Origin of the sequence: Streptomyces sp. CA-251387 (genome assembly GCF_050936625.1) — a bacterium.
In the GTDB taxonomy this organism is placed as follows: domain Bacteria; phylum Actinomycetota; class Actinomycetes; order Streptomycetales; family Streptomycetaceae; genus Streptomyces.
In genome coordinates, this window is the sequence record NZ_JBNJMJ010000001.1 from 3,562,165 (window position 1) to 3,579,633 (window position 17,469).

The following is a 17,469-nucleotide window of genomic DNA, read 5'->3' on the forward strand; positions in this document are numbered from 1 at the left end:
AGGAGTTCACGCTGGACGGCAGCCGCATCGACGGTCGCGGACACGCCCGTCGTCAAACACACGCGCCCCGGCCGGATGGGGGGGAAGGACCGGCCGGGGCGCGCCCCCCGTGGTTCGAGCGGCGACCCCCGTCAGTTGCGTCAGTTGTAAGCCGCGAACGCCTTCGAGAACGCGAACTTTTCCTGGAGCACCGAGCTGCACGTCGCGTCCGCCGCCGGCTTCTCCCCGCCCGCGCACTGCTTGTCCCGCGTCGCCGACCACATCGACAGCCAGCCGAGGCCCTTGGACTTGGCGAAGTTCACCAGCTGGGTGGCGTCGTCGACCTTGAAGATCTCGGTGGTGACGTCGTTGACGCCGATCATCGGGGTGACGGCGACCGTCTTCCAGGCCGCGCTGTCGGAGAGGCCGAGCACGCTCTTGACCTGGGCCTGGGTGGCGGTGGCCGCCTGCTCGGCGTAGGTTCCCATGTCGCCGCTGTACGCGGGGCCGTAGTCCATCGCCATGATGTTGACGGTGTCGATCTTCACGCCGTTCTGCTTGGCGTCGGCGAGGAGGTCGACGCCCGGCTGGGTCAGGCCCTCCGGCATGACGGGGAGGGTGAAGGAGACGTCCAGGCCGGGGTGCTGCCGCTGGAGCTTGGCTATCGCCTGGGCGCGGCGGGTGTTGGCCGCCTTGTCCGGCAGTGCGCCACCCTCGACGTCGAAGTCGACCTTGGTCAGCTTGTACGCGTCCACGACCTTGCCGTACGCCGCCGCCAGCGCGTCCGCCGACGAGCAGGTCGTCGCCAGCTCGCTGCCGGCCGCGCCGCCGAAGGAGACCCGTACGTCGCCGCCCTTGGCGCGCAGGTCGCCGATCTGGGCCGCCACCGCGTCACTCGCCAGGCCCGTCACGCCGCCCCACTTCGGGGTGCAGCCGCCGCCGTCGGTGACGAAGGCGAGGTTGTAGTCCTTGACGCCCGTCGCCTGTGCGCTCGCCAGGAGGTCGAAGGCCGGGTAGAGGGAGGTGTCGATGTACGGGGCGAAGCCGGCGGTGGTGCCCGTTCCGGTGCCGGGGGTCTCGGTGGGCTTGGCGGTCGGGGTCGGGGTCGCGCTCTGGGTGGGGGTGGCGCTCTGGCTGGGGGTGGCCGTCGGCTTCGGGGTGGCGGATGCGGTGGACGTCGGCCGGCCGCTCGGCTCGGGCGTCGCGCTGTCGTCCGTGGAGCACTTCGCGGCGTCGATCAGACAGCCCGTCGGTGTGCCCGTGCCGTTGACCACGAAGCCGACCGTGACCGACTCACCGGCGGCCAGACCGTCCGTGTCCCACTTCGGCGGCGTGACGGTGACGTGCTGTCCGCTCACGCTCGACTCGGCGTTCCACAGCGAGCTGAGCTTCGAGCCCGCCGGCAGGTCGAACTCGAGCGTCCAGTCCTTGTCCGTCCGGCCGCTGTTGTTCGTGACGACGTACTGCGCGGTGTAACCCGTCGACCATTCACTCGTCTTCGTGTACGCCGCGCCGATTCCGGCCGCCTGGGCAGTACCGGTGAACACGATCGCGCCGCCGCCGACCACGGCCGCGGCCACCAGGCCGCCGATCGCCTTGTTCCTGCCACTGACCTTGCGCCGGTGTGTCCTCATCGCGTGCCTGCCTTCGCTGTTCACCAGGGGTGGGGTGCGGCAGCACGCTAGCGATCTCGAATCGGGCAAAGCGCCTGATCCGGGCGGCTGTTGGGGACCTTAGGGTGCGCTTAAGGGAGAGATCGGGGACGGTTAAAGGTCGAGACCAATTTGCCGGGGCGGCGCCTGCGGACAGGCCCCCGATGTCCCCTGCGCACGGGCGCCCGCCCGTCCAGCTGGATCCAGATCCGCACCTCGGTCCCACCCAACACCGACGACCCGATCCGCACGTCCCCGCCCGTCGACTCCGCGAGCCGCCGCACGATGTCCAGCCCGAGCCCGGTCGAGCCGGTGCTGCCCGAGCCCCGGCCGCGCGCCATCGCCGCCTCGGGGTCGGGTATGCCGGGCCCCGCGTCCGAGACGAGCACGATCACCGCGTCCTCGCCGTTGTGCACGTCGACGGCGAACGCCGTGCCCTCGGGGGTGTGCCGGAAGACATTGCCGAGCAGGGCGTCCAGCGCGGCTGCCAGATCCGCCCGGGCCACGGGTATGCGCACCGGCCGGTCCACGCCGGCCACCCGCACCTTGCGGCCCTCGTCCTCCGCCAGCGCCGACCAGAACGCCATGCGCTCGCGCACCACTTCGGCCGCGTCGCACCCGGCACCCGGACCGGCCGCCGCCGTCTGCGGCTTGGCCTCCCGGGCCGTACGGATGATGGTGTCGACCTCGCGCTCCAGCTGGGCGACGGCGGCCCGGGTCTGCTCGGCGGCCGGACCGTCCCCCAGCGAGGCCGCGTTCAGCCGCAGCACCGTCAGCGGGGTACGCAGGCGATGGGACAGGTCGGCCGCCAACTCCCGCTCGTTCGCGAGGAGCTGCACGACCTGGTCGGCCATCGAGTTGAACGCGACCGCCGCCAGCCGCAGTTCGTTCGGCCCCTCCTCGGGCACCCGGGCACCCAGCTTGCCCTCCCCCAGCTCGTGCGCGCCCTCGACCAGGCGCTGCGCGGGCCGCACCATCCGCACCCCCAGCCGGTCCGCGACCGCCACCGACCCGACGATCAGCGCGACGCCGACCCCGGCGAGCACCGCCCAGGCCGTGGCGAGGCCGTTGGTGACCTCGGCGTCGGGGACGAACACCTCGACGACGGCGATCTCGCCGGAGCTCAGCGCGACCGGCTGGAGCAGCGTGGATCCGCCGGGCACCTCGGTGGTCGAGGCCCGGCCCAGCCGCCGTACGGTCGCGATGTCAGCGTCGGCGGCGCGCTGCCGGCCGAGGTCGACGGCCGCGGTGCCGCCGGGCTCTGTCCTGTCGGATCCTGAGCCTTCGGCTTTTGAACTGTCGGCGGCCGCGTCACCGGAGGCCGGTATGTGCACGGCCATGCCCGCGTCCGACCCGGCCGAGGCGACGACCCGCTCCAACTGGTCCCGGTCGGTGGTGATGGACAGCGCGGGGGCGACGGCCGCGGCCTCCCGCTCGGCGTTGGAGAAGGCACGGTCGCGGGCCATCTCCCGGATGACGAGTCCGAGCGGCACGGCGAAGGCGACCACGACCATGGTGGTGACCGCCAGACAGACCTTGACCAGTGCCCACCTCATAGCGGCGGCTCCCCCACGGGTGGTTCCAGCTTCACGCCGACGCCCCGAAGGGTATGCAGATAGCGCGGGTTGGCGGCCGTCTCGCCCAGTTTGCGGCGCAGCCAGGACAGATGGACGTCGATGGTCTGGTCGTCGCCGTAGGACTGCTGCCAGACCTCGGCGAGCAGTTCCTTGCGCGGTACGACGACACCGGGCCGCCCGGCGAGGAAGGCGAGCAGGTCGAACTCGCGGCGGGTGAGGTCCAGGCGGGCGCCGTCCAGCTCGGCCTGGCGGCGCAGCGGGTCGACGGTCAGGCCGCCGACGCGGAGCACGCTGGACGGGGCGGCCTCCGCGCTGCCCGACCGGGCGCGGCGCAGGACGGCGGCCATCCGGGCCGACAGGTGCTCGACCGAGAACGGCTTGGTCAGATAGTCGTCCGCCCCGGCGTTCAGCAGCCGGACGATCTCCGCCTCGTCGTCCCGTGCCGTGGCGATGATCACAGGCACGTCGGTGATGCCGCGCAGCATCTTCAGGGCCTCGGAGCCGTCCAGATCGGGCAGTCCGAGGTCCAGGATCACCACGTCGAAACGGAAATGGGCGACCTCGCGCAGCGCCTCCAGCGCCGTACCGACACTGCGCACCGTGTGGGCGGCGTCGGTCAGGTGCCGGATGAGCGCCGAGCGTACGAACTGGTCGTCCTCGACCACGAGCACACTTGCCATGCGCCGCACCGTACGCCATGCGAGCGAGCCCGGTCGGGGCCTGTGGACAACTCATCCGCTGTGGACAACCCCATCCCCTGTGGGCGACTTCACGCCTGTGGACGACCGCGCGACACGTCCGGGACGCGTGAGGCAGTATGGCCCGCGATGCGCAGAGGACTCGTACACGTACTTGCTTGGTCGCTCGCCACGGGCGCGGCGGTCACGCTGTCGTGGTGGGGTGTCCACACGGTGATGGCGGGCACGGTGTACGACCGGCCGCGCGCCCTGCCCATCACCGCGGCCGACGCGACCACACAGGAGTCGAAGCCGCTGGCGTCGTCGACGAACCGGCCGACCCCGTCGAAGAGCCCCTCGCCCGCCTCCCCGAAGCCGACCGGGCAGCCCCGCACTCCGGCCCCGTCCAAGCCGCCGGCGAAGAGCCCCAGCCCCTCCCCCACCACGTCCGGCCAGGTCAAGAGCTACGACACCGACGGCGGCCGCGTGGTCTTCGACATCGGCGAGAGCTCCGCGGCCCTGGTCTCGGCCACTCCGGGTGCGGGCTGGTCGATGCAGGTGTGGAAGACGGAGACGTGGATCCGCGTGGAGTTCGGCGCGGGCGCGGACCGGGTGTCGGTGTTCTGCACCTGGCACGACGGGCCGCCGCGGGTGGAGATCGGGAACTACTGAGTCACCGGCGCTACCGAGTCACCGGCACGGTCACCGGAACACGGACGCGGGCGGGGCCGGGGAGGCCACCGCCGCGAGGTCGGTCACGGGTACGGCCCCGCCGGTGAAGTCGGTGAGCGCCTTGCCGTGCTCGACGCGGGCCGGGTGCGGGTCGGAGGCGGCGCGGCGGGTCAGTTCGGCGACCGGGAGCGGGCGGTCGGAGGCGACGAGGACGGCGTTGCCGAAGCGTTTGCCCCGCAGCACGGCCGGGTCGGCGACCAGGGCGAGTTCCGCGAAGCGGTCGGCGACGGTGGCGATCTGGCCGCGCAGATGCGCGAGCGGCGGTCCGTCGGCGAGGTTGGCCGCGTAGACGCCGCCGGGTCGGAGGGATCTGCGTACGTCGTCGAGGAACTCCGTCGAGGTCAGGTGGGCGGGCGTACGGGCCCCGCTGAACACGTCGGCGATGACGAGGTCGGCCCATGCGTCGGGCACCTTGGCGAGTCCGTCCCGGGCGTCCACCGACCGCACCCGGATCCGGGCGTTCGGATCCAACGGCAGCTCACGCCTGACCAGTTGGACGAGGGTGGCGTCCCGCTCGACGACCTGCTGGGTGGAGCGGGGGCGGGTGGTGGCGACGTACCGGGCGAGCGTGAACGCACCGCCGCCGAGGTGGACGGCGTGGACGGGCTTGCCGGGCGGGGCGACGAGGTCTATGACGTGCCCGAGGCGCCGCTGGTACTCGAAGGAGAGGTACGCCGGGTCGTCCAGATCGACGTGCGACTGAGGGGCCCCGTCGATGAGCAGCGTCCAGGCCCTGGCGCGCTCCCGGTCGGGTATCAGCTCGGCGAGCCCACCGTCGACGCGCTCGACGACGGCTTCCGCGGCGGCCGGCCGGCGCCGGGCGTTCCTGGACCTTCCCATTGGGTCATTGTCGCAAGCGGGAGACAGTGCCGCCCGGGCGGACGGGGCAGCGGCAGTTCCCGGGCGACGGGCGGCGGCAGAACCCGGCGACCGGGTCGGCGGCAGTTCCCGGGCACCCGCGTAGCGCCAGTTCCCGGCAACCGCGTCAGCAGCAGTTGTCCGCGGCCTCGATCAACCGTGCCGCCTCCCCCAGTGCCGCCCGCAGCGCCGCGGGATCCGTCGCCAGGTCCGCCTCGCCGGGCGGCAGCAGCCAATCCGAGCCCTCGACCGGCGGCTCGGGGTCCGGGTCCAGGTTCAGACTCAGCCCCCGGCCGTCGGTCTCCGTACAGGTGCTGCCCGGCACGTCCCAGGCGGCGGCCGTGCCCGGTGGGACCACGAAGCCCAGCGTGTCACCACCGTCGTCGTGCAGAACGGGGCCCACCGCGTCCCCGGCCCCGCGCCGCAGGATGTCGACCGCCTCCAGCCCCTGCCGCGCCGGAACCGTCACGACGTCGCAGCCCGCGCCCGGCGGCTCGCTGCACTCTGCGGTCGGCGCATGCCCCGCCGCTGTCGACGGCGTACGAGGAACGATGCTCTGGCTGGTCTCCATCTCGACCTCCACCACGGAACCCCTTTTGCAGTCCGAAGAGTTCAACGCGGCGCGGCGTCAACGGCTACGGCGGAAGTCCGCCGCAAAGGATGGCAGTTCATGGCAGATCCCGTATGAGATATCCGGTTTGTAGCCAAACCCTGCGTAGCGGGTCCGATTCAGCAGGTACGTTCTTGCCCGCCGGAGACAAGGGCACAGACGGATTTTTCGGTCAACTCGTCCTCGCTCCGGCATGGTTCGACGGTTCGCACGAGAGGACCCGGCCATGGCGTCGTCAGAGCTGACCTCGTCCCCGCCCCCCAGGCCGCCGCGGCCGAATCTCGCGTTCCGGCAGTTGCGCGGACAGCGCTCGCCGGCCGAGTTCGCCGCTGCGGTACGACGGGCCGCCCGCGAGATCGGCGAGCGGGTCAGCTGTGACGCGCGGTACGTCGGCCGGGTCGAGGCCGGCGAGATCCGCTGCCCCAACTACGCGTACGAACGGGTGTTCCTGCACATGTTCCCCGGCCGCACGCTCACCGACCTCGGCTTCGCGCCCCGCTCGTCCGTACGCGGACGCCGGGCGCGCACCGACGAGGACACGCCCCCCATGCACACCATGATCCCGGCGCACGCCTCAAGTGAGACGCGGGGGACCCGGGAGCCGTATGACCCGCTGAACCCTCAGGACCCGTACGACCCGAACGATCCGAACGACCCGTTCGGCACACAGCAGAACCACCAGAACCACGAGATCCACGAGGAGAGCGACGTGCTGCGTCGCGCATTCATGACCGGCGGGGGCGCCACGGTGGCCGCCGCCTCGCTGAGCCCCTTGGGGCTCGCCTTCGACGCCGCGGCCGCGGAGCGTCCCGTCCGACGTGTCGGGGGCCGCGAGGCGGACGCGCTCGAGGAAGCCGTACGCCGCATCCGGCTGCTGGACGACCGGCACGGCGCCGACGGCCTCTACCGACGCGCGGCCACCCCGCTGCGCGCCGCCTACGCGCTGCTCGACGCCGGTACGACCCGGCAGGCGGTCGGCGACCGGCTGCACTCGGGCGCGGGGGAACTGGCCATCTCGGTGGGGTGGCTGGCGCACGACTCGGGGCGGTTCGACGACGCGCGCTCGCACTACGCGGAGGCGCTGGCGACGGCCCGGATGGCCGGGGACGCGGCCCTCGAGGCGCACGCCTTCTGCAACACGTCCTTCCTCGCGCGGGACGCGGGCCGGCCCCGCGAGGCGGTGCGGGCGGCGCAGGCCGCGCAACGCGTCGCGCGCCCCCTGGGCTCCCCCCGGCTGATGTCCCTGCTCGCGTTGCGCGAGGCGGGCGGCTGGGCGGGGCTCGCCGACCGCACCGGCTGCGAACAGGCCCTCGTGCGCGCGCAGGCCCTCTTCGAGCGTGGCCACTCGGACGCCGACCCCGAGTGGATGAGCTTCTACGGCGAGGCCGAGCTGGAGGTCCTGGAGGCGCAGTGCTGGTCGACGCTGGGGAACTGGCAGCGGGCGGCGCGGCATGCGGGGAGGGCGGCCCAGCTCCAGGATCCGCACTTCACGCGGAACATCGCGCTGTACACGGCGGAGCTGGCGGACGACCTGGCGCGGGGCGGGCGTCCTGACGAGGCGGCTGCGGCCGGGATGCGGGTGCTGGATCTGCTGGACCAGGTGCAGTCGTCGCGCGTGCAGACGATGCTGGCGGGGACGGCGCGGGTGCTGTTGCCGCACCGGCGGGCGAGTGGGGTGTCGGCGTTCTTGGAGCGACATGCGAGCGCGCCGCGTACGGCGTGACCGGCGCAGCCCGCGGGCAGTCGTGCCGCTGGGGCGGCTCCCGACCCGAAGAAAGGCGGCGCCCCGCCCACGCGGGCGAGCGATCCAACCCGCGCGCCGACATGAGCGCGCGGCACCGGACAACTACCCGGCCAAGTGCCCCAGGTCGTTCCAGCTCTCGATCGCCGGCTCGCCGTAAGCCCACCCCAGTACCGACAGCGACGTCGGGTTCAGGCGGATGCGGGCCGCGAAGTCGAGCGGCAGGCCCAGCCAGCGGGCGCCTATGGACCGGAGTATGTGCCCGTGTGCGAACACGAGCACATCCCGGTCCTCCTCGCGCGCCCAGGCCACGACCTCGTCGGCCCGGGCCGTCACCTCGGACAGGCTCTCGCCCTCGGGCACGCCGTCGCGCCAGATGAGCCAGCCGGGCCGCACGGCCTGGATGTCCGCCGGTGTCATGCCCTCGTAGGCGCCGTAGTCCCACTCCATGAGCGTGTCCCAGGCACGCGCGCGTTCACCGAAGCCGGCGAGTTCGCATGTCTCACGCGCGCGTGAGAGAGGGCTGGTGCGCACCTCGACACCGGCCAGCCCGTCGTACGGCGACCGGTTCAGGCGCTCGCCCAGCAGCTTCGCGCCCCGGCGGCCCTCCTCAAGGAGCGGCACATCGGTCCTGCCCGTGTGCTTGCCGGACAGCGACCATTCCGTCTGGCCGTGCCGGGCCAGCAGGATGCGCGGAGCCATGAAGAGGCCTTCCAGGAGAAATGAGAGGCGGAGCCCCTCCATCATCGCGCACGCTGTTCCGGGGCAACCCGGGGGGCGATCTCTGCGTCTTGAGGGCCGGGGCGCCCGCAGGGGGCGCGCGCGTACACCGTAAAGTGGCACGACCGGTCAACCGGGCGCCGTGACGAGAAGGGGGAGGCGATCGGATGCCGCACGCCGATATAGCTGGCGTGGAGGCGACGCCGCGGACCCGCCTGCGCTGGTGGACCGAGCTGCCGCTGATACTCCTGGTCTACGCCTGCTACTCGGCGGGCCGACTCCTCGCCCGGGGCGATGTCAGCCACGCCGTCGACCACGGTCTGGCGATCCTGGACATCGAAAAGGCCCTGTACCTCAACGCGGAGCACCCTCTCAACCGTCTCTTCACCCGCGAGCCCTGGCTGGGCGTCCCGGCCGACTTCTGGTACGCGTCGCTGCACTACCTGGTCACGCCCGTGCTCCTGGTCTGGCTCTTCCGGTCGCGCACCGTGCACTACCGCGCGGCCCGCACCTGGCTGATGACGTCGACCTTCATCGGCCTGATCGGCTTCACCCTGCTGCCCACCTGCCCGCCCCGGCTGCTGGCCGAGGGTTACGGCTTCGTGGACACGATGGCCCAGTACAGCTCGTACGGCTGGTGGGGCGGCGAGGCGAGCGCGCCCCGGGGCCTCGGCGGCATGACGAACCAGTACGCGGCCATGCCGAGTCTGCACGTCGGCTGGGCGCTGTGGTGCGGGGTGGTGCTGTGGCGGTACGGCGGGACGCGCCTGTCGAAGGTGGCGGCCGTCGCCTACCCCCTGATCACCACCATCGTGGTGATGGGCACCGCCAACCACTACTTCCTCGACGCGGCCGCGGGCGCCGCCGTGATGGGCGTCGGGTTCCTGCTGGCGCCGGTCGTCATGCGGACCGCGGACCGGGCTCGGGCCCGGCTCGGGGCGCAGACCGCGCCGGTCGCGACGGCCGGCACGGCCTCCGGCGGCACGCTCGCGACGGTCTCCGGCGGCGCCGTCCCGATGGGCTCTGCCGACGCATCTTCCTCAATTGTCAGTGGCGGATGCCAGACTTCCGCGGGTGAGCGAATTCCACGGCAGCGAGAGTCCCGGGTCGGATCCGGAGCCGAGCCGAGTGCCTCCCCCCAGGACGCGGGGGACGGCGCTCCGGCACCGGCTCGCTGAGCTGCGCGGTCCCGACGTACCGGCCAAGGCGCTGGACGCGCGCGCCCTGGCCGCCCTCGCCGCCAACCCCGGCTGCAAGCGGCGCGCGATCCTGGACGGCGCCGGGGTGAACAAGGCGGCACTGGCGAGCGCGCTGGGCTCGCCGTCGGTGTTCGGGCAGTCGCAGTTCGCCTTCACGCGCGGCAACGCCTTCGAGGCGAAGGTCAAGGCGGACGGCGGCGCGGAACTGCTGCGGCTGGTGCACGAGAAGCTGGACCGCACCGCCGAACCGCCCGCCCACGCGCGCGTGCCCGAACTCGCCGCGATCGGCCCCGAGGGACGCACCGCCCGGACGGCACTGGCGCTGCGCGAGGCCACCGAGGCGCACGGCGAGTGGACCCTGCTCGACCACCCGATGCTCGCCCTGGACGTGGCCGGATCGCCCGCCTTCCTGGAGCCGGACGCGGTCGTCGTGCACCCGGACGGCAGCTGGACGGTCGTGGAGATCAAGTCCTTCCCCATGCTGGACGGCTCGGCGGACCCGGCGAAGGTGGGCGCGGCGGCGCGTCAGGCGGCGGTCTACGTGCTGGCGCTGGAGCAGATCGCCGCCCGCCTCGGCGACAGCGCCCCCGCCCCGCGCGTGCGCCACCGGATCCTCCTCGTCTGCCCCAAGGACTTCTCCAACCTCCCCACCGCCTCGGCCGTCGACGTCCGCAAGCAGCGCGCGGTGACCGCCCGCCAGCTGGCCCGCCTCACCCGCATCGAGGACATCGCCGACACGCTCCCCGCCGGCACCTGCTTCTCCCTCGAGCTGCCCGCGGCCGACCTGACGGCCGCCGTCGAGTCCGTCCCGGCGACGTACGCGCCCGAGTGCCTGTCCGCCTGCGAACTGGCCTTCCACTGCCGCGCCCGCTCCCGCGCGTCCGGCGCGGTGACGTCACTGGGCCGTTCGGTGCGGGCCGAGCTGGGCGGCCTGACCACGGTCGAGGACGTCCTGTCGGCGGCCCGCGGCGAGTCCGGCGACCCGGACGACCCGGCGGTGGCCGCCCTGCGCCGGGCGGCACGGCTGCGCGCCGAGGCCCTCGGCCGGGACGCGCAGGACCTCGGCCGGGACGCCCAGGACGCCCAGACGCTCGCCCGGGAAGCGCCCGGTCAGGAAGCCGCGGCTCCCGGCCCGGAGGCGGTGGCCCCGTGTCGCTGATCTCCACCCTCGCCCGCATGGAGGCCGTCAGCACCGGCCGCGCCCAGCCCGCCGCCACCGTCCGCCACCGGCACCTGTCCGACCGCCCCCTGGTCTTCGTTCCGCTCACCACCGCCGGTGAGGCCGGCGCCCCGCTCGGCGCGCTGGTCGGCACCGACCGGGACGCCCCGCACCTGCTGGTCGTGCCGCAGCCCCGCGACCGCGATCTCAGGTTCGCGTTCCTGTCGGAACTGGCGGACGTCGTCCTGCCGTACATCGACGCCCACGCCGAGGCCGTCGAGGCGGCTGAACGCAACGAGACCGACCCGGAGACCGGCAAGCGGGTCAAGGTCGAGGTCGAGCTGTGCGCGGACGCCCCGCAGCTGATCGTGCCGAGCCGCGCGGGCGTCGACTTCGTCCGGCTCCTGGGCCGCTCCATGCGCTTCCGGCGTACGGCGGAACAGGACCCGGAGGCTCCCTATCCCGCGCCCCCGCGCGTGCCGTTGCTCGGCCGCTGGCTGACCCACTTCGGCGAGCGGGCCCGCGTGCCCGGCTCCTCGCTGCTGCTGGCCATGACGGACGTACTGGCCCGGCACTGGGCGACCGGCCAGTCCACCCTGGAGGACCAGCACCTGGGCGCGCTGCTCGCCTGGATCGACCCCCCGGAGAGCGAGACGGGCGCCGAGGCGGCCCTGCGCGCGGAGCTCGCACGCGACCGGGAGGGCCAGCTGCTGTGCCCGCCCGCCGGTCCCGCCACCGACCCGGCGTTCGACAACAAGCTGCTAGCCCCCGCCATCGAGCGCTACGACCGCGCGCGTACGGCCCTCGCCGCCGCCGAGGACGGTCTGGAGGCCGACGACCGGCTCGGCGACCTCACCGCCGCCGAGCGGGAGATCCGCGCCCTCGTCGAGAGCCGGACCCGCCCCACCTGGGACGCGGTGTGGCGCGGCCTCGACCTGCTGCGGGAGCTGCCCGCGGCCGGGCGGGTCGAGGAGCGGTGGACCCGCGACCGCTGGTCGTTCACCGGCCACCGCGACCGCGTCCTCGCCGGTGAGCCCCCGCAGCCGCGCCGCGACGACGCGGTCACCGCCGCCAACAAGCTCGCCGCGCGCGAGCGCGAACAAGCCCGTCTGGAGGCGCAGGAGGCCCTCGACGACCCGCTGGTGATGGCGGGACGGCGACTGGCCGGGGAGGCGTTCGCGGGCGAGGTCACCGAGGTCGTCATGGCGTACAGCGAGGGCAAGCGGCCGAGCCCGCGCCCGCTGGTCACCGTCCGCACGGACGACCGGCCGCATCTGGGCGAGCGGGCCAAGGTGTACCGGTCGCTGGGCGGGAAGCCGCAGTCGGCGGAGTTCGTCGGCTACGAGGAAGCCCCCGGCGACGGGAGCGCGCTGCTCGTGCTGCGGGTGCTCGACAAGATGGGCCGTGGCAAGGAGCCGGAGGAGGGGTCGGTGCCCGAGAAGGGCGACCTGGTCTGCTTCACGCTGTTCGAGCACGAGCAGCGGGGCGGCGCGAAGCTGCCCGACCCGGAGGAGACGCCGTGGACGCACGGCGGGCCGCCCGGGGAGCAGGTGTCCGAGGCCGCTGATCCCCTGACCGAGGAGGATGTGCTGTGACCGCCGTGTTCGACCCGGGCGCGGCGGCGGGTGAGGCCACCGACGCGATCCTCGCCGATACCCTGCACGGCACCGCGCGCGGTGTCGTCGTCGACTCCCCGCCCGGCGCCGGCAAGTCGACGCTCGTCGTCCGCGCGGCGCTGGAACTGGCCGACGCAGGACGCCCGTTGATGGTCGTCGCGCAGACCAACGCCCAGGTCGACGACCTGGTGCTCAGGCTCGCCGAGAAGAACCCCGAGCTGCCGGTGGGCCGCCTGCACAGCAGCGACGCCGACCCGTACGACAAGGCGCTGGACGACCTGCCGAACGTACGCAAGTCGGCGAAGGCGGGGGAGTTGACCGGCCTCCCGGTCGTCCTCTCCACGGCGGCCAAGTGGGCGCATGTCAAGGTCGACGAGCCCTGGCGGCACGCGATCGTGGACGAGGCGTACCAGATGCGCTCGGACTCGCTGCTCGCAGTGGCCGGGCTGTTCGAGCGGGCGCTGTTCGTGGGCGACCCGGGCCAGCTGGACCCGTTCGCGATCGTGGGCAGCGAGCAGTGGGCCGGGCTGTCGTACGACCCCTCGGCGTCAGCCGTTACGACCCTCCTCGCCCACAATCCGGACCTGCCCCAGCACCGCCTGCCGGTGTCCTGGCGCCTCCCGGCCTCGGCCGCGCCCCTGGTCTCCGACGCCTTCTACCCGTACACCCGGTTCCGCAGCGGTACGGACCACGGCGACCGCCACCTGTCCTTCGCCGTCCCCTCGGACGGCTCGGGCCCCGACCGGGTGATCGACGAGGCGGCGGAGTCGGGCTGGGGACTGCTGGAGCTGCCCGCCCGGCACACCCCGCGCACGGACCCCGAGGCGGTACGGGCGGTGGCGACGGTCGTACGGCGCCTCCTGGACCGGGGCGGCGCGGCAACCTCCGAACGCTCGCCCGAACCCACGCCCCTCACCGCCGACCGGATCGCGGTCGGCACAGCCCACCGGGACCAGGCGGCGGCGGTGCGGGCAGCACTGGCCGTGCTGGGCGTGACAGACGTCACCGTCGACACCGCGAACCGGCTGCAGGGCCGCGAGTACGACGTGACGGTCGTCCTGCACCCGCTCTCCGGCCGCCCCGACGCCACCGCCTTCCACCTGGAGACGGGCCGCCTGTGCGTCCTCGCCTCCCGCCACCGGCACGCGTGCATCGTGGTGTGCCGGGCAGGGGTGAGCGAACTGCTGGACGACTATCCGTCGACGGAGCCGGTGCAGCTGGGGACGGTGGTGAAGTTCCCGGACGGCTGGGAGGCGAACCACGCGGTGCTGGCGCGGCTCGCGGAGCACCGGGTGAGGTGGCGGCCGTGAAGGAAACAGCACCTACGCGATCGGCGCTGAGCCCAATGCCGCCCATTCGCCGGACGGAGTCCGGCACGCCGCCGGAGGCGGCCAATGAATACAGCCCGGACGGGTGGGAGGCGAACCACGCGGTGCTGGCACGGCTCGCGGAGCACCGGGTGAGGTGGCGGCCGTGAAGGAAACAGCACCTACGCGATCGGCGCTGAGTCCAACGAAGACCCGTTGCCCGAGGGGCCTGCGTCACACGCCTACTTGCGCGGGCGCGGGACAATGGACGGTGGACCGGTCCGCAGGGGGCGCCGGTGACCTACGAGATCGGTGACGTGCACCGGTGCGGTACATCGGTGACGTACGAGGAGGAGAAAGCATGGCGGAGCCCACGCCGCGTCGGAACGAACCGCGGCTACGCCCCGCGCCCCTGCTCTTCGAGCCCGCGCAGGTGGCCGCCGACCCGGAGCACTTCTTCGACCTGGAGTCGATCGACGACCCCCGTGCGCTGCTGACCCGGGCGACCGAGCTGACGCAGGCGTTCCGGGCGGCGACGGACCGTGCGGTGGAGTTCCAGGCCATCGCGGCGGCCCAGCTGGCGGACCCGCGGCGGTTCGACCGGCTGACGCCCGCCGCCATCGCCGAGCAGGCCGAGTGGACCGAGGACTACGCCAAGAAGATGGTGGAGTTCGGCCGGGATCTGATGCGGGGAGTCGAGGGGCCGGGGCACGTCGACCCGGTGTGACCGACGCGGGTACCTCATGGGCATATGCCAGGCGCGCAAGATACGCCCTGCCACCCGGCCCTGTCCCGACTTCCGGGAACTCTCAGGAGCGAAGCACTCACGGTCGGTAGATGTATCTGCCATGAGCAGCACAAACGACGCCCCGTTCTCCCCCGCATCCCTCACCGCGGACGGTGCCGCCTGGCTCGCCTCCGCAGAACCGTATCCGCGCAGTACCCGGGCGCTCTGGGACGAGCGGCCGGAGGCCCCCGTCGTGCTGGCTTGCGGTTCCGTCTTCGACGTCGTGAGCGCGCCCGCGGTCTTCGGGCGCCGCATGGTCGACCAGCTGTGGGAGGAAGGGCCCGGCTCGGGACCGGTGGCGATGTTCCGGGGCCGGCTGCTGTTGTTCGCCGCGCCCGGCACGGCCCAGCGGCTGCCGTCGCTCCTGCGGTGGGAGGAGTTCGGCCGCGTGGGCGACGTCCCGCCGCTCCTCTTTCACGGCGCGGGAGACGCTGTGACCGTCCCGGCGCGGTCGGACACCGCGGCCTCCTCCGCCTCCCGCTGGCTGGTCGCCCCGGACACCCGTAATCCCTGGTTACCGGGCCCCGAGGTGCTGCTCTGGGCGGCCGTGCGGGCGGCTCGCGCGGCCGTTCGGATATCGATTTTTCCCCACGCCGACCAGGATGCTAATGTCTACGACGTCAGCAGGCGCCGCTAGCTCAGTTGGTTAGAGCAGCTGACTCTTAATCAGCGGGTCCGGGGTTCGAGTCCCTGGCGGCGCACAGACAGGGGAAGCCCCTCGCGGAAGCGGGGGGCTTTTCGCATGGAACCGGGCGCACGAGTACCACCACCGCGCACAGCTGTCACCGCCCCGACGGCCATCACCCGGACGACCATCACCGCCCAGCGCACCGCCATCCCCCACGCAGCGCCCCACTACCCCACCCGGCATCCAGCAGCGGCACCCGGCACCCGGCACCCGGCACCCGGCACCCGGCACCCGGCACCCGGCCATACCACCAGCCCTACCGCCGCCACCACCAGGCGTACCGTCACCCCCCGGCGCACCGCTCGCCCGCCACGCGACCCCCCACCCGGCGCGGGCGCTACCTCACCGTCGCGATCTTCACCGTCCACGCCCCCGAGGCCGTACGCCCCTCCACCTCCACCCGCACACCCTCCCCCGGCACCGTGAAGCTCTCCCCGAGCCCGACCGGCGCGTCCGCGAGCGGCGGGTAGACCGACTCCTCCCAGCAGGCCTCGGTGCGCGGGTGGGCGTCGATCACCTCGACCGGGCCGCCCCCGGACTCGGTCCGGCTGCGCACCCGGTACACCAGGACGCCCTGCCGGCAGGCCTGCATGTCGTTGCCCACGGGGCCGCGCACCTCGAAGGCCAGGGCGCTCTCGGGGCCGGTGCGGACGACGGCGAGTTTGATGCCGCCGCCCAGCCCGAAGCCCGGCACACCGCCGACCGGACCGGCCCCACCGAAGTCACCGGACCCGCCAAACCCACCAGGTTCCTCGGATCCACCGATCCCGCCGGATCCCCCGGATTCACCGATCCCGCCGGGTCCCCCGAACCCACCGGATCCACCAGCTCCACCGAACCCACCGAACGCCCCGCGCCCCCCAGCCGCGCCCGTCTGCACCGGCACGCCGGGCGCCACCGCCAGCGGTTCCAGCGTCAGCCGCGCGCCCCCGGCCCCCGCCCCCTGCACGCACACCACCTGCCGTGGCTCCAGCCACCCCAGCTTCCACTTGTGCCAGCCGAACAGGTCCGGTGCCATGCCGAACTGGCTGCCCATCAGGTCCCAGTCGCCGACGTACGTGTCCCAGTCACCCTTGCCGTCCACCGGGCGGTGGTACAGGTCCGGCAGGTCGAAGACGTGACCCGTCTCGTGGGCGAGGACCAGCCGGTCCGGCGGATGGTTCTCGAACACCGTGACGACGCGGCGGATGTCCGTGCCGTCGGCCCGCAGCGGGGTGTCCAGGTTGACGACCTTCGTGGCGTCGGAGTCGACGCCGGGCGCGTCGGGGTCGGCGACGAAGTAGACGACGTCGTAGCGGGAGAAGTCCACCTCCCGGTCCGCCACTGCCAGCGCGTCGCGCAGATAGGCGGCCCGGTGGGACATGTTCCAGTCGCGCTGTATGGCGTACGCCGTCGACGGGCGCGGCATCCGGAGCCAGTGCCGCAGCGGATGCGGGCGCAGGGTGAACCTGCCGTAGGAGGCGCGTTCGAAGAAGTGGGTGGTCAGCGGGAAGTGGTCGGCCGTCAGTTCGGCGGGTGTCGTCCCGGGGACCGAGTCCGGGAAGGACAGGAACACCATGACCGCGTCCAGCCCCCGGGCCGGGCGCGGATAGGCGGCGTTCCAGGTGTCGAGGCCCTCGGAGTGGTGGGCCTCGGTGCGTTCGAGGGCGCAGGGTGCCGTGTCGAACGGTTCGGCGACCGAGGGGGCCGCGATCAGGGAGGTCGCGGCGAGCGCGGACATCGTGGTGAACACCGCGGCGACACTGCGCAGTCGGGGCCATTCCCGCAGCCGACCCATGCAGGGGAGCAGGGGGAACTGACGCGGCACGTGGACCTCCGGGAGCGGTTCGCGGGACACCGCACCCAGCCTGAGTCATATTGTCGTACTACGCCCTGTTTGCCTGCACCGGACGGGTGACGGGCCCGAGGAATCGCCAGAACCGACATCCCCGAATCGCTCACGGAACGTCACAACCAGTCGAGGGCCCGAAGAAGCCGTCCAGGTGCGGGCAGAAACGATCTGTCAGAAGGTCGAGTCAGTTGGGAACACTGAACAGTAGGTGGAAGGGCCTTGAACCAGCCTCTATGATCGGCACACTTTCCTGACACTTTCCTGCACGGACACGGCCTGGCGGCCGACCGCCCCCCGGCCGGCCATTCCGATGAGACCCATCCGAAGAACGAGTGC

Annotated in this window: 15 protein-coding genes and 1 tRNA gene; 9 read left to right on the forward strand and 7 right to left on the reverse strand. The window is 73.0% G+C overall.

The genetic code is table 11. From position 1 onward, the window contains the following. Window positions 1–140: 140 nt before the first annotated feature. From ACQEV2_RS15760 to ACQEV2_RS15770, 3 genes are all read right to left on the reverse strand, one after another. The gene (locus tag ACQEV2_RS15760) at window positions 141–1,613 is read right to left on the reverse strand and encodes a glycoside hydrolase family 18 protein (protein WP_433040814.1); all 1,473 of its coding nucleotides are present in this window, start codon (window positions 1,611–1,613) and stop codon (window positions 141–143) included. A 110-nt stretch (window positions 1,614–1,723) separates the two neighbouring features. Then, complete coding sequence (locus ACQEV2_RS15765; RefSeq protein ID WP_433040817.1) at window positions 1,724–3,187, reverse strand: sensor histidine kinase; 1,464 nt, start codon at window positions 3,185–3,187, stop codon at window positions 1,724–1,726. Then, window positions 3,184–3,888 carry a response regulator transcription factor gene (locus tag ACQEV2_RS15770; RefSeq protein ID WP_433040820.1) on the reverse strand — a complete coding sequence of 235 codons (705 nt, stop codon included), beginning with the start codon at window positions 3,886–3,888 and terminating at the stop codon, window positions 3,184–3,186. Before ACQEV2_RS15770 ends, ACQEV2_RS15765 begins: the two co-directional genes overlap by 4 nt. A gap of 147 nt (window positions 3,889–4,035) precedes the next feature. Here ACQEV2_RS15770 and ACQEV2_RS15775 point away from each other — a divergent pair, with 147 nt between their 5' ends. After that, window positions 4,036–4,557 carry a hypothetical protein gene (locus ACQEV2_RS15775; protein WP_433040823.1) on the forward strand — a complete coding sequence of 174 codons (522 nt, stop codon included), beginning with the start codon at window positions 4,036–4,038 and terminating at the stop codon, window positions 4,555–4,557. A gap of 30 nt (window positions 4,558–4,587) precedes the next feature. On the opposite strand, the gene ACQEV2_RS15780 is transcribed toward ACQEV2_RS15775, so the two are convergent. Together ACQEV2_RS15780 and ACQEV2_RS15785 are read right to left on the reverse strand one after the other, a co-directional pair. Next, window positions 4,588–5,457, reverse strand: a complete 870-nt coding sequence (locus ACQEV2_RS15780; RefSeq protein ID WP_433040826.1) for a spermidine synthase — start codon at window positions 5,455–5,457, stop codon at window positions 4,588–4,590. A gap of 145 nt (window positions 5,458–5,602) precedes the next feature. Then, window positions 5,603–6,046: a hypothetical protein gene (locus tag ACQEV2_RS15785; RefSeq protein WP_433040829.1), complete on the reverse strand. Its 444-nt coding sequence runs from the start codon at window positions 6,044–6,046 to the stop codon at window positions 5,603–5,605. A 265-nt stretch (window positions 6,047–6,311) separates the two neighbouring features. Here ACQEV2_RS15785 and ACQEV2_RS15790 point away from each other — a divergent pair, with 265 nt between their 5' ends. Next, window positions 6,312–7,808, forward strand: coding sequence for a hypothetical protein (locus tag ACQEV2_RS15790; protein WP_433040832.1), 1,497 nt, complete (start codon window positions 6,312–6,314; stop codon window positions 7,806–7,808). Between the two features lie 123 nt (window positions 7,809–7,931). On the opposite strand, the gene ACQEV2_RS15795 is transcribed toward ACQEV2_RS15790, so the two are convergent. Next, complete coding sequence (locus tag ACQEV2_RS15795; RefSeq protein WP_433040835.1) at window positions 7,932–8,528, reverse strand: histidine phosphatase family protein; 597 nt, start codon at window positions 8,526–8,528, stop codon at window positions 7,932–7,934. A gap of 185 nt (window positions 8,529–8,713) precedes the next feature. Between ACQEV2_RS15795 and ACQEV2_RS15800 the strand changes: the two genes are divergently transcribed. The 7 genes from ACQEV2_RS15800 (at window position 8,714) to ACQEV2_RS15830 (ending at window position 15,315) form a co-directional block, all read left to right on the forward strand. Then, window positions 8,714–9,724 carry a phosphatase PAP2 family protein gene (locus ACQEV2_RS15800; protein ID WP_433040838.1) on the forward strand — a complete coding sequence of 337 codons (1,011 nt, stop codon included), beginning with the start codon at window positions 8,714–8,716 and terminating at the stop codon, window positions 9,722–9,724. Continuing rightward, complete coding sequence (locus tag ACQEV2_RS15805; protein ID WP_433040841.1) at window positions 9,675–10,904, forward strand: hypothetical protein; 1,230 nt, start codon at window positions 9,675–9,677, stop codon at window positions 10,902–10,904. Before ACQEV2_RS15800 ends, ACQEV2_RS15805 begins: the two co-directional genes overlap by 50 nt. Beyond that, window positions 10,895–12,499, forward strand: a complete 1,605-nt coding sequence (locus ACQEV2_RS15810) for a hypothetical protein (protein ID WP_433040844.1) — start codon at window positions 10,895–10,897, stop codon at window positions 12,497–12,499. The genes ACQEV2_RS15805 and ACQEV2_RS15810 overlap by 10 nt, the downstream gene beginning before the upstream one ends. Next, window positions 12,496–13,830, forward strand: coding sequence for an AAA domain-containing protein (locus ACQEV2_RS15815; protein ID WP_433040847.1), 1,335 nt, complete (start codon window positions 12,496–12,498; stop codon window positions 13,828–13,830). The genes ACQEV2_RS15810 and ACQEV2_RS15815 overlap by 4 nt, the downstream gene beginning before the upstream one ends. A gap of 358 nt (window positions 13,831–14,188) precedes the next feature. Next, a complete protein-coding gene (locus ACQEV2_RS15820) occupies window positions 14,189–14,554 on the forward strand; it encodes a hypothetical protein (protein WP_433040850.1) in 366 nt (121 codons plus the stop codon). 121 nt (window positions 14,555–14,675) lie between these two features. Continuing rightward, entirely contained in the window at window positions 14,676–15,251 is a 576-nt protein-coding gene (locus tag ACQEV2_RS15825) for a bifunctional DNA primase/polymerase (protein WP_433040853.1), read from the forward strand. Next, window positions 15,242–15,315: transfer RNA gene (locus ACQEV2_RS15830), tRNA-Lys, on the forward strand. Before ACQEV2_RS15825 ends, ACQEV2_RS15830 begins: the two co-directional genes overlap by 10 nt. A gap of 324 nt (window positions 15,316–15,639) precedes the next feature. Here ACQEV2_RS15830 and ACQEV2_RS15835 read toward each other — a convergent pair. Further along, on the reverse strand, window positions 15,640–17,139 hold the full coding sequence (locus tag ACQEV2_RS15835; RefSeq protein WP_433040856.1) for a M6 family metalloprotease domain-containing protein: 1,500 nt from the start codon (window positions 17,137–17,139) through the stop codon (window positions 15,640–15,642). Between the last annotated feature and the right edge of the window lie 330 nt (window positions 17,140–17,469).